Origin of the sequence: Streptomyces sp. SID14478 (assembly GCF_010548525.1) — a bacterium.
Classification (GTDB): domain Bacteria; phylum Actinomycetota; class Actinomycetes; order Streptomycetales; family Streptomycetaceae; genus Streptomyces.
In genome coordinates this window covers 1-15,381 of sequence record NZ_JAAGMG010001065.1, presented here as the reverse complement: position 1 = coordinate 15,381, position 15,381 = coordinate 1, and the positions used below count along the sequence as shown (strand labels likewise).

The window sequence follows — 15,381 nt, the reverse complement described above, 5'->3', positions numbered from 1 at the left end:
GCCTCGACGCCCGTCCGCCTGTGGATAACTCGAGGCTCTTCGCCCGGTCACTCTTCATGGATCCCTTGGGATTCCTGGGAAAAGCGCCCCTGGACATCCCATAAGAATGGATGTTCGATTTTGGTGTCAAGCGCACCACGCGGAACGGAGTACCCGCGGTCACCCGTCCCCGCGGGCCCGTCGGGCGAGGCTCTCTCGCAGCCCGATCAGCCGGTCGATCTCGGCGTCGAGAGCGGCGAGCCGGCGGCCGACGACCGAGGAACTACCGGCGTCGCGCTCGAAGGCGGCACACCGTGGCGGCGACTCCTGGGCGAGCAGCGGCAGCCGGTCCGCGCTGCCGCGCAGGTCCTCGACGGTGAGTCCCAGGGCCAGCAGATCACGGATGACGCGGACCTGAGCGATCTCAGCGGAGCCGTACTCGCGCTGGCCGGAGGCGGTGCGCACGGGCGGGGGCAACAGTCCGCGCTGCTCGTAGAACCGCAGCGCCCGAGGAGTGGTCCCGGCCGCAGCGGCCGCCTCGCCGATCCGCATACCGCTCCACTCCCCCTGCCGTGACGGTTGGACGTGACGGCTAGACGTCCACGACGACAGCCCCGAAGTACCTGCCTTCCATCATGTCCCGCAACGCCTGCGGTGCGCGGTCGATCCCCGCGATCGTCCCGCAACGCCTGCGGTGCGCGGTCGATCCCCGCGATCCGCTCGTGGGGGAAGACGATCCCACCCGAGCGCAGCCAGTCCCCGAACCGGCCGTGCCACTCCTTCTCGACCTCGGGATGGTCCACGCCGTTGTACCCGCGCAGCGAGATGCTCTTGACCACGAGGCGGTAGGCGTCGATCTCCACGGGGGCGCTGCCACCGGCCCGGTCGGCCGCCAGCTGCCCCGACAGCGCGCCGATCAGCGCGAACCGCGCACCCTGCCGGGCCGCGCCGAGCGCCGCCGCGAGCTGTTCCCCCGCGACGTTGTCCACCAGGACGTCGATTCCTTCGGGCGCCGCCTCGGCGAGCTGGTCGGCGAACGGTCCCGCGCCCCGCAGCACGACCGCGTCGTAGCCGAGTTCGGCGACCAGCCGCTCCGCCTTCGCCCGCGACCCGGTGCTGCCGATGACCTTCTGGGCGCCCAGCAGTCGGGCGATCTGCCCCGCGAGGGACCCCACTGCTCCCGCCGCTCCGGTGACCAGCACGACGTCGCCCGGGCCTACGCCGGCGAGACGGGTCAGCGCCCCGTAGGCGGCCGACCCCGGGGAGAGGGAAGCGATCGGGTCGGGCAGCGCGCCGTCCAGCGGAACGCACGCGGCGGCGTCCACCGAGGCGTACTCGCGCCAGCCGAGCATGTGGGTCACCAGGTCGCCGGTGCGCAGCGGTCCGTCCGCGGGCGCGGCCACCACCTCGCCGACCGCGGGGCCGAACAGTGCGTCCCCGCGGTGCAGTTGGGGCATCGGCACCTCGTTCGTCTCCCCGCCTATCAGGGTGCGCAGTCCGGGGAAGACCAGGAAGTGCCGGTTCCTGACCAGGACCTGGCCCCCTCCGGGTGTCGCGAGCGGCTCCTCGACGACGCTGAAGTGTTCCGGCGCGGGCAGCCCCTGGGGAACGGCGGCGAGCCGGATCTGGCGGGCGGTCGCGGGCAGAGGTGCGGTCATGGTCGGCCTCCGGTCGGACGCGGACGGGTCCGGCGGCCCGTCGCCGCCGGAGTGCGGTGACGCTAACCCCTGACCCGTACGTCAAGGTCAAGGTCGAGGGCGCGCGGGGCCGTACTCCCCTCGCCGTACACAGGGTGTCTTCGGCCGGACGACGACGGCGCGGTCCGGCCCGGGGAGGCTCGAGGCATGGAGATCCTGATGGTCGGGCACACCGCTCGCCCCGCCGAGCGCCTGTGTTACGCGACCGGTGTCGCCCTGGTCGCGTCCGGGCTCGTTCATCTCGCCGTCCTCGGGATCGACGGCGGCCCGTGGGACGGCCCTGTCTCCTGGCGAAAGCCGTTCACCTTCGGGCTCTCCTTCGGGCTGACGCTGATGGCTCTGACCTGGGTGACCTCGTATCTACAAGTGCGTGCCCGGGTGCGTACCGTCCTGCTCGTCGTGTTCGCGGCGGACTGTGTGCTTGAGGTCGGTGGCATCACGCTCCAGGCATGGCGCAAGGTCCCCTCGCATCTCAACATGGAGAGCGCCTTCAACACCGTGGTCTCCATGTCCCTCGCCGTGGGCGGCGGCATCCTGGTGGTACTCCTGACGGCCTTCGCCGTCGCCTCCTTCAGGAACCGTCCGAGCGGTCCTACAGGGATGTCCCTCGCCGTACGGGCGGGTTTCGCCGCCCTTCTGGTCGCGCTCGCGTCCGGCGCGGCGATGATCGCGCGCGGCGTCGTCCTCACGAGAACGGGTCACCAGGAGGCGGCGTACCACTCGACAGCCGCCTTGAAGCCGTTGCACGGCGTGAGCCTGCACGCCGTGCTCGTGCTTCCGGTCCTGGCCTGGTTCATGTCCCGTACGGCGTGGGGCGAACGCACCAAGGAGCGCGTCATGTATGCGGCGGTCGGCTGCTACGTGGCGGCAGTTCTCACCGCCGGGGTCTGGGCTGCGGTCACCTACTAACCGGGAATCACGCCCACCGGCCTACTGCTCCTCCGAGTGCGGCTGGTTCGGCCCTCTCAGGGCGCGCCGCGCCCGAGCGAGGATCGACGCGCCGCTGCGCTTGCGGTGTCCATGGACGCGCGGGTCGTCCGTGACGTCGTACCGCTTCACGTACGCCCCCAGGAACGCCTGCAGCGTCGCGACGGCGGGGATCGCGATCAGCGCGCCCACGGCGCCGAGCAGTGCCGTGCCCGCGATGACCGATCCGAAGGCGACCGCGGGGTGGATGTCCACGGTTTTCGCCGTCAGCTTCGGCTGCAGCATGTAGTTCTCGAACTGCTGGTACACGACTACGAAGATGAGCACCCACAGCGCGTACCAGGGGTCCACAGTGAAGGCGATCAGCATGGGCAGCGCGCCCGCCAAGTAGGTGCCGATGGTCGGGATGAACTGCGACACAAGCCCCACCCACACGGCGAGCACCGGCGCGTACGGCACACCGAGCGCCTGCAGCAGGATGTAGTGCGCGATCCCCGAGATGAGCGCCATCAGACCGCGCGAGTACAGATAGCCGCCCGTCTTGTCGACGGCGATCTCCCAGGCGCGCAGCACCTCGGCCTGCTTGGCGGGCGGCAGCACCGAGCACAGCGCGCGCCGCAGCCGCGGCCCGTCGGCGGCGAAGTAGAACGAGAACAAGGTGATCGTCAGGAGCTGGAACAGCCCGCCGAGCACCTGTCCGGAGACGTCCAGGACACCGCTCGCGCTGTTCTGGACGTACTTCTGGAGCCAGTCCGAGTGCAGCAGGCTGTCCTGGACCTCGACGCGGTTGAGCTCCGTGTGGAACGTCTCGTTGATCCAGTTGATGACCTGGTCGAGGTACTTCGGGAAGTCCTCGACCATGTCCACGATCTGACCCGCGAGCATCGACCCCATCAGCACGACGAAGCCCGCGCCCGCGATCAGCACCCCGAGGAAGACGAGGAACGTGGCCAGACCGCGGCGCAGGCCACGCGCTGCCATCCAGCTCACGGCGGGCTCCACCGCGAGCGCCATGAAGAACGCGATCAGCACGTTGATCAGCAGCCCGGTGACCTGATGAAAGGCCCAACTTCCCAACTGGAAGCAGGCGATGAGCGCCAGGGCGAGCACCATGGCACGCGGCAGCCAGCGCGGCATGCGCGCACGCGGAGTCGGCGCCGGGCCCGCCGGGTGCTCGGGGGGCGTCGTGCCGGGCGGTGCGGCGTCGGCCGTCACCTGAAGGGTCTCGTCTGTCGCTGCCACGGGGCCAGTCTCGCCCACGTCACCGACAATCGGTGGCCGCCCCCGGCCGGGCGTCCCGGTCACCGTTGCTCGGCGGGCACGTCCATGGTGGTGCACACCACCCGCCAGACGTCCTTCGCCTCCCAGCCGGCGTCGAGCGCCTCGTTGACCGTGAGCCCGCCGAGACCCGCCATCACGTGGTCGCGCGCGAACGTGTCGGCGTACCCGGACCCGAAGTGATCCGCCATTCGCTGCCAGAAGACCGTCAACCGCATGCCTCCAGTATCCCGCCCCTGAGAGTGCAGCCTTGCCGGGGAGGCTTTCCGAGAACGCTTTCCGCCCTACGGTGCGGTGCATGGCCGAATCCGGAGCTTCCCCACTCCCCTCATCGCCGTCGGCACGCTCCCCGCTCTCCCGTGCCGAACCGTTCATCTGGTTGACCGCGCGCGTCCTGGAACAGCGTCGCTTCGCGTACCACTTCCTGGACGGCTCGCCCGCCGCGGCGGATGCGGTGGAGACCGCTCTGGCCGCCTACCGCAACGAGGACGACGGTTACGGGCACGGTCTCGAACCCGATCTGCGCGGCCCGGTCAGCCAGCCCCTGCACACCGGTCACGCACTGCGCGTCCTGGACGCGATCGGGCGCTGCTCGGGCCGGCGTGTGGATCGGGTGTGCCGCTATCTGACCGACGTCTCCACCCCGGAAGGCGCCCTTCCGGCAGTGCATCCCAGCCAACGTGGCTACCCGCACGCGCCGTTCGTGCCCGTGGTGGACGACCCGCCGAGCGAGCTGCTGGCCACCGGCCCGGTCGTCGGTCTGCTGCACCGCAACGAGGTGTGGCACGCCTGGCTCTTCCGGGCCACGGACTTCTGCTGGTCCGCCGTCGAGTCCCTGAAGACGTCGCATCCCTACGAGATCGAAGCCGCGGTCGCCTTCCTGGACGGCGTGCCGGACCGCTCGCGCGCACGCGTGGCCGCCGACCGGCTCGGCCGTCTCGTGCGCGAGCACCGCCTCGCCGTGCTCGATCCGGGGCAAAGGGACGCCTACCCGGTCGCGCCCGGCTACGCACCGGGGGAGCACCACTTCCCGTACGACTACGCGAAGGCGCCCGAGTCGCTGGCCCGCACCTGGTTCACCGACGAGGAGATCGTGCGGGCGCTCGACCACTTGGAGGGCGCGCAGCAGGAGGACGGCGGGTGGCCCGTCAACTGGCGCCAGTGGGCGCCGAGCGCCGCTCTGGAGGCCCGCCCCATGGTGACGATCGAGGCGTTGCGCACCCTGCGCGCCTACGGACGCCTCCTGTAGGACGGCGTCCTACAGGGTCAGAGCTCGGAGTCGCGCAGCAGCAGTGCCGCGATCGCAAGGGCCGTTCCGCGCGGCGACGAGAGGTCGATGCCCGTCTGCTCGGCGATCTTCGCCAGCCGGTTGTCGACGGTGTTCGGGTGCAGTGCGAGGGCGGCGGCGGTGGATCTGCGGTCCTGCTGGTGGGCCAGGTGCGTGCGCAGCGTCTCCAGGAGCGCGGGCCGCTCGGCGACGGGGTCGAGGAGCGCGGCGATGCGGTGGCTGCTCTCGTTGCGCCGCGAGAGGTGGTACTCCAGCAGGACGTCGTCGAGCCGGTGCAGACCGGGTGGCAGGCCGCACGCGCGCGTGATGCGCAGGATCTCGGTCGCGGTGCGGGCGGCGTCGGTGATGTGCTCGGGCCCGTCCGCCCGCACCGCCGCGACGCGCACGTGCAGCCCGCCGGCCTTGCTCAGGCGCTGCGGCAGGTCGTCGGGCGGGGCACAGTCCTCGGGGACGATGACGCGGCCGCCGTCGCCGTCCAGGAGCGCCAGCACGCCCGCGCCGAACGCGCGGTCCAGAACGGTCTGAACGCGCCGCAGCCGGCGCCGCACCGCCACCGGGCCTTCGAGCGGCGGCGAGTCCAGGCCCAGCGCGAGGACGAGCGCCGGACCCTCGAGCCGGAGCTGGTCGAGCAGCACGTGGCCGGGCGGGACCATGCCGTCCAACAGCCCTCGCACCAACGACCGTTGCTGCGCCCGCTGTTCGGCCTCCAGGGCGGAGCGTTCGTCCAGGTACGTCTCGGTGACCGCGCCCACGATGGTGGGATGGCTCTGCAGCAGGATGTCGACCAGTTCGATGAGGGCGGACTCCTCACCGGGCCGGGCCACGTCGCGCAGCGCCTGCCACAGGACGTAGACGCCGAGCGTGTGAGTGCGCAGCAGGAGGTGCAGCGGCATGCCCTCCTCGGCACGCTGTGCGGCCCTCTCGCGGAACAGCCGGTTGCTGCCGGGCCGGTCCAGGTCGGGGTCGCTGACGCGGCGCAGGAACAGCCGTACGCCGTGCCGGGCGGTCGCCGCGATCTCCAGGTCCTTCACGTCGTCGGGCAGATCCGCGTACCCCGGAAGTTCCTCGAACGATTCACGGGCCATGCGGCGCGCCAGCTCGTTGACACGCGGCTCGCAGCGTGCGGCGAGGGAGCGCGCTTCGGGCGACAGAGGCACGGGTTCCTCCCTCGGCTGCGCACCTGGCGGCTTGTTGTGACGCGTCACATTACCCACGGGATCAACGTGTGACGCGGGGCGGTGTTCCATGTCACAGATGCCGCCTTAACTCGTGTGCGACCGGCGGGGCGACGGCCTCGCCCCGCCGCCGGACCACCCGCACATGGAGGAGCCGCACACATGACAGAGCACAACGAAGCCGAGAAGGATCGGGCCGACTACGCCACCTATGCGGACCAGGTCTGGCAGGGCTCGGAGACGCTTCTGCCGCACTTGTCGGGTGCGTACACCGGGGACGAGCTGGTGCGGCTGCGCCCTCGCGTGGGGTTCTTCCCCGCGTTCGCCAACGTCGCCGCCTTCGACACCGGTGACGGTGTGGTGCTCGTCGACTCGGGTGACTTCCGTACTGCGGCCCAACTGCACACGGCGGTGAAGGCGTTCGGGGCCGGTCCGGTGCGTTCCGTGGTGTACACGCACGGGCATGTGGACCACGTCTTCGGGGTGTCGCCCTTCGACAAGGAGGCGGAGGATGCGCGTTCCGCTCGCCCTGAGGTGGTCGCACACGAGGCCGTGGCGGCCCGTTTCGATCGCTACATACGGACGGCCGGCTACAACTCCTGGATCAACCGCAGGCAGTTCGGCGTGCCCTCCCTGGAGTGGCCCACCACGTACCGCTACCCGGACACCGTTTACCAGGACCGGCTGTCCCTCCGTCGCGGGGAGTTGACGTTCGAGCTGGTGCACGCGCGCGGGGAGACCGACGACCACACGTACGTATGGGTGCCGGAACTGAAGACCCTGTGCACGGGCGACCTGTTCATCTGGAACACGCCGAACGCGGGCAACCCCCAGAAGGTGCAGCGTTACCCGGAGGACTGGGCGCGGGCCCTGCGCGCGATGCAGGAGCTGGGGGCCGAGCTGCTGCTGCCCGGTCACGGGGTGCCCATCATGGGGGCGGAGCGCGTGAACCGGGCGCTGGACGACACCGCGCGCCTCCTGGAGTCGCTGTGCGAGCAGACCCGTGAGCTGATGAATGCCGGCCACCGGCTCGACGCGGTGATCCACGGCGTGGAGGTTCCCGAGGAGCTGCTGTCCCGGCCGTACCTCCACCCGGCCTACGACGAGCCCGAGTTCGTCGTACGGAACCTGTGGCGGCTGTGGGGCGGCTGGTACGACCAGAACCCGGCGCACCTCAAGCCGGCCCCGGAGGCGGCCGTCGCGGCCGAGTACGCGCGCGCCGCCGGTGGCGCCCTGACGCTGGCCCGACGGGCCCGGGAACTCCTCGCCGAGGGGGACCTGCGCCTCGCCTCCCATCTGGCGGAGACGGCGGCGCTGGCCGCACCCACTGATGTCGAGGTGGCACGCGCGCGTGCGGAGGTGTACGCGCAGCGGGCCCTGGAGGAGACCTCCACGATGGCGCGCGGTGTCTTCAACTGGGCCGCCGCCGAGTCCGCCGCGGTGGTCGAAGGCACGGACGTGGCCACGGAGCTGACGCGCTCCCCAGAAGGCCGCAAGCGCGCCGGAGGCATGATCAGCGTCGGCGTGGTCGACGACGAGGACCGGTGCTGCTGATGCGCGGGGCGTGGCGCACGACGTGGCTGCTGCTCGCCTTCATGGTCGTGAACTTCGCCGACAAAGCAGTGCTGGGTCTCGCGGGGCCGGAGATCAGGGCGGACCTCGGCATCAGCCGCCAGGAGTTCGGGATCGCGCAATCGGCGTTCTTCGCGCTGTTCTCGATCGCGGCTCTCGGGGTGTCGGCCCTCACCAGACGCGTCCGTACGACGACGCTGCTCCTGATCCTCGCTCTGCTGTGGTCGGCGGCACAGCTGCCGATGCTGGCGGGCGCGGCCGGGTTCGGCGCACTCGTGGCCACGCGGATCCTTCTCGGTGCCGCTGAGGGGCCTGCGGCCCCGGTCGCGATGCATCACGTGCACGGCTGGTTCCCGCACCGCGAGCGGGCCCTGCCGACGGCGATCCTGCTCGTGGGCGCGGCGGCCGGTGTCGCCGTGGCCTCGCCGGCCCTGAGCTGGGTGATCACGCACTGGGGATGGCGCTGGTCGTTCGGTGTGGTGGGTCTGACGGGCCTCGTGTGGGCGTCGGTGTGGCGGCTGTGGGGCGCGGAAGGCCCGTTGGCCCCGAAAGCCCGCAAGGAGGTGGCACAGACCGTGCAGGACACCCCCGACGTGCCGCTGCGCCGGATCCTGCTGTCGCCCACCTTCCTGACCGCGGCTTTCGGTTCGTTCGCCGCCTACTGGTCGATGAGCACGCTGCTCACCTGGGCGCCTGACTACTTGGAGAGCGTCGTCGGCTGGGACCTGCACCAGGCCGGCACCATGGTCGGCATAGGAGCCCTCGCCAACGGTGCCGTGCTTCTGGTGCACGGCCTGCTCGCGCGGCGCTCGGCGCTGCGCGGGACGCCACCACGCCTCCCCGTAGGTGCCGGTGCGGGCATCCTTGTCGCACTCGCGGGCTGCGCCACGGCCGTCTACGGAACGACGGGGTCCATGGCGGTGAGGGTGATCATGATGTTGGGCCCGATGGCGCTCGCCATGGTGATGCTCACCGCCGCGTCGACCACGTGTGCCCGCATCACGCCGCCCGCACAACGAGGCGTCGTCCTGGGCGCGCTGACCTTCGTGTACGCGCTCGGAGGCATCCTTTCGCCCCTCGTACTGGGCGGCATGGTGGACAGCGCCGCCACCGTCTCCGTGGGCTACGAACACGGCTGGCTGCTGACCGCGGGGCTCCTGGTGGCCGGCGGTGTTCTCGCGACCCTCTTCCTCCGCCCGGAACGCACAGCACGACAACTGGGTGTCCCGGAGACCGCGAGCACTGCGCCAGCTGCCCCTGTAGCGCACTGAAGGTCCTCAAGTGACATGTAGAGGCCCGCACTTCACCACAGCAAGTCGGGCCCTACATGTCGCGCTGTGCGGTTCACGTCACCCGGTCAGGGCCCGCACTCCTGCCGTGACCACGACGGCGACGGCGATGACCACGAGGAACGGCGCACGCAGCACCAGCGCCACGGCTGCCGCGGCGAGCCCCACGGCCTTGGCGTCGAGGATCAAGGTGCGCCCGTCCGCGAACGTCTGCTGGGCCGTGAGCGCGGCGAGCAGGGCGACCGGCAACAGCGCCGCGAGCCGCTTGACCACAGGCCGCTCCAGAGCGCCGGCGGGCACAAGGAGACCGATCAGCTTGACGGCATAGCAGCCCACCGCGGTGACAGCGATGGCGATCCAGATGTTCATCGGCCCCCTCCTTGTACGGCATCGGAGTCGGAGGCCGCACCCCGGCGGCGCCCCTCTACGTAGAGCACGGCCGGCGCGGCGAGCGCGGCCGCCAGAACGGGAACTCCGGCGGGCAGCACAGGTAGCAGCCCGAGCATCAGCACGACGGCGAGGCCCGCGGCAGCACGTTCCCTGGTGGTCTTCAGCATCGGCGCGAGCAGCGCGAGGAAGACCGCGGGACCGGCCGCGTCGATCCCCCACGCGTCGGTGTCCCCGATGGCCCGGGCCCCGAGGGCGCCGACGAACGTCGTCAGGTTCCACAGGACGTACAGGCTCACCCCGGTCACGGTGAAGCCCATGCGCACGCTGCGGCGCGTCGGCTGGGCCAGCGCGACGGCCGACGTCTCGTCGATCACCCAGTGCGCGGCGAGCGGCCGCACCGCGCGCGGGAGGGCCAGCAACTGCGAGAGGCGCAGCCCGTAGAACGCGTTGCGCACCCCGAGGAAGAACGCGCCCGCCGCAGCGGTGAAGGGATTGCCGCCGGCCGCGAGCGCGCCGACGAGCGCGAACTGGGACGCCCCGGTGAAGACAAGAAGGCTGAGCGCGCAGGTCTGCAGCACGCTGAGGCCGCTGCCCGCCGAGGTCACTCCGAAGGCGAATCCGGAGAGTCCGACGGCGATGCCGACGCCGAGCGCGTCACGGACGACGGCGGCGTCGGGCTTGGTGAGCGCTCCGTCGTGCTCGGGTCGGGGGCCGTCGGCTGTTCGTATGTCTGCGGTTGCTGTCTGTTCTGCTGCCACGTCCCCGACGGTACGAGGAGCGTCGCGTCAGGGTCTTGTACGTTCTTGCGCCCTTGCTGGTACGCGCCAGGGGGCACCCCGACTATCCGGGTGAAGTGCCTGTTCAGGTGCGGTTGGTCGGTGAAGCCGACGGCCACGGCGGCCTCGGCCGGGGCGGTTCCCCTCTCCAGGAGGCCGCGTGCGGCACGTACCCGCGCGTTGGTGAGCCAGGCGTGCGGCGGCATTCCGTAGGCGTCACGAAAGGCGCGCAGGAGTGCGAACGGGCTGGTGCCGAGATCGGCGGCGAGGATCTCCAGGGACGGCGGATCGGTCATGTTCCCTTCGAGCAGCTCGCGTGCGCGTGAGGCGGCCCTGGCCCCGGCGGAGCGGCGCGGCCGGTGGGCGAGCGCCGTGCCGTGCTCACGCAGCAGCCGGGCGAGGACGATCCGCAGCAGGCTGTCGGCCGCCAGCGCGTTGCCCTGTTCGGCGGCCCGGTGCACCTCCACGATCAGCTGCGCGGCCTGCGGGTCGGTGACGATGGTCTCGCCGAAGCCCGCGGTGCCCCGGACCGTCACCGTCTCCGCGGCGATCTCGGCGACGACGTCCGCCGACGGATAGAGCGTGAAGTACGACCAGCCGTCGGGCCCGCCCGCCCGTGCGGTGTGGGCGACCTCAGGGTTGATCATGACGACGCTGCCGGGCCCCGCATGCACGGTGGCGTCGGGCAGGCCGACCTCCTCCACGCCGCGCGTGACCGCGCCGAACACATATCCGTCGTGGCTGTGGCGCGGAAAGGTGTGCCGAAGGTAGCGGGCCTGCAGCAGATCGAGCCCGGGCAGCCGCTCGTACCGCCAGTGCCGCGCCCATTCGCCCTTTCCCGCCATACGCCCATTCTGCGTCATGTCACTCCGGTGAACCAGTCGTTTCCGCAGGTCAAGGCCATTGTCAGTGGTGGGGTGCAGGATGGGGGCATGGTCAGGTCCAGGCAAGGGGCCCCTGGCGCCCCCGATGCCCGCAGCGCCCTTGACGGGTTCTCCCCCGCGACGCGTGGTTGGTTCACGGGGGCCTTCTCCGCGCCCACCTCCGCGCAGGCCGGTGCCTGGCGGGCGATCGGCGCGGGGTCTGACGTGCTGGTCGTCGCCCCGACCGGCTCGGGCAAGACACTCGCCGCGTTCCTCGCCGCCCTCGACCAGCTCGCGTCCACGCCCCCGCCCGCGGACCCGAAGAAGCGCTGCCGCGTCCTGTACGTGTCGCCGTTGAAGGCCCTCGCGGTCGACGTGGAGCGCAATCTGCGCAGCCCACTCACCGGCATCCGTCAGGAAGCCGTCCGCCTCGGCCTGCCCGAGCCCGAGGTGAAGGTCGGTATCCGCTCCGGCGACACCCCGCCCGCCGAGCGCCGCGCACTGGCCACTCGCCCGCCGGACATCCTGATCACGACTCCGGAGTCGCTGTTCCTCATGCTGACGTCGGCTACGCGTGACGCGCTGACCGGCATCGAGACGGTGATCCTGGACGAGGTGCACGCGGTGGCCGGCACCAAGCGCGGAGCCCACCTGGCGCTGTCCCTGGAGCGCCTGGACGAGCTGCTGCCCCGCCCGGCGCGCCGCATCGGCCTGTCCGCGACGGTGCGCCCGGTCGACGAGGTGGCGCGCTATCTGTCGCCGCAGCGCAAGGCGGAGATCGTCCAGCCGCCGTCCGGCAAGGAGTTCGACCTGTCCGTGGTCGTCCCGGTCGAGGACCTGGGCGAGCTGGGCGGTTCCCCCGTCGCCGACTCCGACCAGGGGGCCGAGCGCCCGTCGATCTGGCCCTCGGTGGAGGAGCGCATCGCGGACCTCATCGAGACCCACCGCTCGACGATCGTCTTCGCCAACTCCCGCCGCCTGGCCGAGCGCTTGTGCAACAGGCTGAACGAGATCGCGTACGAGCGCGCCACCGGTGAGCCCCTCCCCGAGGAGCACTCCCCCGCCGAGCTGATGGGCGGCTCCGGCGCGGCCGCGGGCGCGCCACCGGTCATCGCCCGCGCCCACCACGGCTCGGTCTCCAAGGAACAGCGCGCGCTGGTCGAGGAGGACCTGAAGGCGGGCCGTCTGCCCGCCGTCGTCGCCACGTCCAGCCTTGAGCTGGGCATCGACATGGGCGCGGTCGATCTCGTCGTCCAGGTGGAGTCACCGCCGTCCGTGGCTTCCGGCCTGCAGCGCGTGGGTCGTGCGGGTCACCAGGTAGGTGCGGTGTCGACGGGAGTCGTGTTCCCGAAGTACCGCGGGGACCTGGTGCAGTCGGCGGTCGTGACCGAGCGGATGCGCTCGGGCGCCATCGAGTCGCTGCGCGTCCCCGCCAATCCGCTGGACGTGCTCGCCCAGCAGGTGGTCGCCATGACCGCCCTGGACGTGTGGCAGGTGGACGATCTCCTCGCTCTCGTCCGCAGGGCGGCTCCTTTCGCCTCCCTGCCCGAATCGGCGTTCACCGGCGTCCTCGACATGCTGGCGGGCCTGTATCCGTCGGACGCCTTCGCCGAGTTGAGGCCGCGCGTCGTGTGGGACCGCGTCGCCGGCACGGTCACCGGCCGCCCCGGGGCACAGCGCCTGGCGGTCACCTCCGGAGGCACGATCCCCGATCGCGGGCTCTTCGGGGTCTTCCTCGCCGGAGCCGACCCCAAGAAGGGCGGCGGCCGCGTCGGGGAGCTCGACGAGGAAATGGTCTACGAGTCGCGCGTGGGCGACGTATTCACCTTGGGCACCAGCTCCTGGCGCATCGAGGACATCACCCGCGACCGCGTCCTGGTCTCCCCCGCGCCGGGCGTCCCGGGCCGCCTCCCCTTCTGGAAGGGCGACCAGCTGGGCCGTCCGCTGGAACTGGGGCGTGCGGTGGGCGCGTTCCTGCGCGAGGTCGGCTCCTCGAAGCCCGACGACGCGCGCGTGCGGCTCAGCGCGGCGGGCCTCGACCAGTGGGCCGCGGACAATGTGCTGGCGTACCTGGCGGAGCAGCGCGAGGCGTGCGGCCACATCCCGGACGACCGCACCATCGTGGTCGAGCGCTTCCGGGACGAGCTGGGCGACTGGCGCGTCGTCGTCCACTCCCCGTTCGGCGCCCAGGTGCACGCGCCCTGGGCACTGGCCCTCGGCGCCCGCCTCAGCGAGAAGTACGGCATGGACGCCCAGGTCATGCACGCCGACGACGGCATCGTGCTGCGCCTGCCCGACGCCGATCTGATGGGCCTGGACCTCCTCGACCAGGAACCGGCGAAGCCGGGCATGGAGTACGACGCGGAGCAGGCGCCCATCGGCGCCGCCGACGTCGCCTTCGACAAGGGGGACGTGGACCAGCTCGTCACCGACCAAGTGGGCGGCTCGGCCCTCTTCGCCTCCCGCTTCCGCGAGTGCGCGGCCCGCGCGCTGCTGCTCCCCAAGCGCAACCCGGGCAAGCGCACCCCGCTGTGGCAGCAGCGCCAGCGGGCATCCCAACTGCTCCAGGTGGCAAGCGAGTTCGGCTCCTTCCCGATCGTCCTGGAAGCGGTGCGCGAGTGCCTCCAGGACGTCTTCGACGTACCGGGCCTCGCGGAGCTGATGGGCGACATCGAGTCCCGCAAGGTGCGTCTCGTCGAGGTCACCACCCCGGAGGCGTCCCCCTTCGCCCGCTCGCTCCTGTTCGGCTACGTCGCGCAGTTCCTCTACGAGGGCGACTCCCCGCTCGCCGAGCGCCGCGCGGCGGCGCTGTCCCTCGACTCCCATCTGCTGGCCGAACTGCTGGGCCAGGCCGAACTTCGCGAGCTCCTCGACGCCGACGTCCTCACCGACCTCGAGCAGGAGCTGCAGTGGCGCACGGAGGACCGCCGCGTCAAGGATGCCGAGGGAGTCGCCGACCTGCTGCGGCTCCTGGGGCCGCTCACGGACGCCGAGTTGGCCGAGCGCGGCGCCGAGCCGGGCTGGGCCGAGGACCTCGCGTCCGCCCGGCGCGCCCTCCGCGTCCGCATCGCCGGCACCGACCACTGGGCGGCGATCGAGGACGCGGGCCGCCTGCGCGACGCCCTCGGTACGGCACTGCCCGTAGGCGTCCCGGAAGCCTTCACCGAACCGGTCAAGGATCCCCTGGGCGACCTCTTGGCCCGCTACGCGCGCACGCACGGCCCCTTCACGTCGACCCAGGCAGCCGCCCGCTTCGGCCTCGGCACCGCGGTCACCGAAGGCGCCCTCCAGCGTCTCGCCGCCAACGGCCGCGTCGTGCAAGGCGAGTTCCACCCGGCGGGGATCGGCCAGGAATGGTGCGACGCAGCGGTCCTGCGCCGGCTGCGCCGCCGCTCCCTGGCGGCCCTGCGGCACGAACTCGAACCGGTGCCGCCCGCCGCCCTGGCCCAGTTCCTGCCCCAGTGGCAGCACCTGGGCGGCCAGGGCCTGCGCGGCATCGACGGCCTGGTCCGGGCCGTCGAGCAACTGCAGGGCGCCTCCGTGCCCGCTTCGGCGCTGGAGAAGCTCGTCCTGCCCTCGCGCGTCTCGGGCTACGCACCGGCGATGCTCGACGAACTCACGGCGTCCGGCGAGGTGTTGTGGGCCGGCGTGGGTTCGCTCCCGGGGAAGGACGGCTGGGTCTCCTTGTACCTCGCCGACGCGGCCCCGCTCCTCCTGCCTCCCGCACACCCCCTGGAGCTCACGCCGCTCCATCAGTCGATCATGGACACCCTCTCGGGCGGCTACGGACTGTTCTTCCGGCAGATCGCCGACCAGGTCCGCGCCACCGCACACTCCAGCGGCCTGACAGATCCCTCGGGCGCCCCCCTCGAACCCGCCGACCCCCAACTGGCCGACGCCCTGTGGGAGCTGGCCTGGTCGGGCCGCCTCACGAACGACACGCTCGCCCCCATGCGCTCCCTGCTCGGCTCGGGCCGCACCGCCGGCTCCACCGCCCACCGTGCCCGCCGTGCCGTCCCGCGCGGCCGCTACGGCAGCCTGACCGGTGCCGCCCGGCCCACCTCGCGCACCGGCCCGCCCACCGTCGCCGGACGCTGGTCCTTGCTGCCTGCCCCGGAGCCCGACCCGACGGTGCGCGCCCACGCCC

At 71.8% G+C, this 15,381-nt stretch carries 11 protein-coding genes and 2 pseudogenes; 5 read left to right on the top strand and 8 right to left on the bottom strand.

The features are described 5' to 3' along the window. Positions 1 to 159 precede the first annotated feature (159 nt). Together G3I40_RS34085 and G3I40_RS34080 are read right to left on the bottom strand one after the other, a co-directional pair. Complete coding sequence (locus tag G3I40_RS34085; RefSeq protein WP_164558806.1) at positions 160 to 531, bottom strand: MerR family transcriptional regulator; 372 nt, start codon at positions 529 to 531, stop codon at positions 160 to 162. 40 nt (positions 532 to 571) lie between these two features. Continuing rightward, a pseudogene (locus G3I40_RS34080) lies at positions 572 to 1,637 on the bottom strand (NADP-dependent oxidoreductase). Positions 1,638 to 1,823: 186 nt separating this feature from the next. Here G3I40_RS34080 and G3I40_RS34075 point away from each other — a divergent pair. Next, complete coding sequence (locus G3I40_RS34075; protein WP_239092111.1) at positions 1,824 to 2,585, top strand: hypothetical protein; 762 nt, start codon at positions 1,824 to 1,826, stop codon at positions 2,583 to 2,585. Between the two features lie 21 nt (positions 2,586 to 2,606). Here G3I40_RS34075 and G3I40_RS34070 read toward each other — a convergent pair whose 3' ends face one another. After that, complete coding sequence (locus G3I40_RS34070; RefSeq protein WP_164558699.1) at positions 2,607 to 3,845, bottom strand: AI-2E family transporter; 1,239 nt, start codon at positions 3,843 to 3,845, stop codon at positions 2,607 to 2,609. A gap of 59 nt (positions 3,846 to 3,904) precedes the next feature. Continuing rightward, positions 3,905 to 4,099 (bottom strand): DUF3046 domain-containing protein, encoded by a 195-nt coding sequence (locus G3I40_RS34065; protein ID WP_164558698.1) that lies wholly within the window; start codon positions 4,097 to 4,099, stop codon positions 3,905 to 3,907. Positions 4,100 to 4,179: 80 nt separating this feature from the next. Between G3I40_RS34065 and G3I40_RS34060 the strand changes: the two genes are divergently transcribed. Next, entirely contained in the window at positions 4,180 to 5,130 is a 951-nt protein-coding gene (locus tag G3I40_RS34060; protein ID WP_164558697.1) for a hypothetical protein, read from the top strand. A 17-nt stretch (positions 5,131 to 5,147) separates the two neighbouring features. Here G3I40_RS34060 and G3I40_RS34055 read toward each other — a convergent pair whose 3' ends face one another. After that, the gene (locus G3I40_RS34055) at positions 5,148 to 6,326 is read right to left on the bottom strand and encodes a helix-turn-helix domain-containing protein (RefSeq protein ID WP_164558696.1); all 1,179 of its coding nucleotides are present in this window, start codon (positions 6,324 to 6,326) and stop codon (positions 5,148 to 5,150) included. A gap of 180 nt (positions 6,327 to 6,506) precedes the next feature. Between G3I40_RS34055 and G3I40_RS34050 the strand changes: the two genes are divergently transcribed. Then, the gene (locus tag G3I40_RS34050) at positions 6,507 to 7,898 is read left to right on the top strand and encodes an alkyl sulfatase dimerization domain-containing protein (RefSeq protein WP_164558695.1); all 1,392 of its coding nucleotides are present in this window, start codon (positions 6,507 to 6,509) and stop codon (positions 7,896 to 7,898) included. Next, positions 7,898 to 9,187: an MFS transporter gene (locus tag G3I40_RS34045; RefSeq protein ID WP_239092112.1), complete on the top strand. Its 1,290-nt coding sequence runs from the start codon at positions 7,898 to 7,900 to the stop codon at positions 9,185 to 9,187. Before G3I40_RS34050 ends, G3I40_RS34045 begins: the two co-directional genes overlap by 1 nt. Positions 9,188 to 9,265: 78 nt before the next feature. Here the strand turns inward: G3I40_RS34045 and G3I40_RS34040 are convergent, their stop codons facing one another. From G3I40_RS34040 to G3I40_RS34030, 3 genes and pseudogenes are all read right to left on the bottom strand, one after another. Further along, a complete protein-coding gene (locus G3I40_RS34040; protein WP_164558693.1) occupies positions 9,266 to 9,574 on the bottom strand; it encodes an AzlD domain-containing protein in 309 nt (102 codons plus the stop codon). Further along, positions 9,571 to 10,323: an AzlC family ABC transporter permease gene (locus G3I40_RS34035; RefSeq protein WP_164558804.1), complete on the bottom strand. Its 753-nt coding sequence runs from the start codon at positions 10,321 to 10,323 to the stop codon at positions 9,571 to 9,573. The genes G3I40_RS34040 and G3I40_RS34035 overlap by 4 nt, the downstream gene beginning before the upstream one ends. A gap of 143 nt (positions 10,324 to 10,466) precedes the next feature. After that, positions 10,467 to 11,216, bottom strand: a pseudogene (locus G3I40_RS34030) (AraC family transcriptional regulator); the annotation flags it as partial. 87 nt (positions 11,217 to 11,303) lie between these two features. Here G3I40_RS34030 and G3I40_RS34025 point away from each other — a divergent pair. After that, on the top strand, positions 11,304 to 15,381 hold a 4,078-nt coding region (locus G3I40_RS34025; RefSeq protein WP_164558692.1), incomplete at its 3' end, for an ATP-dependent helicase.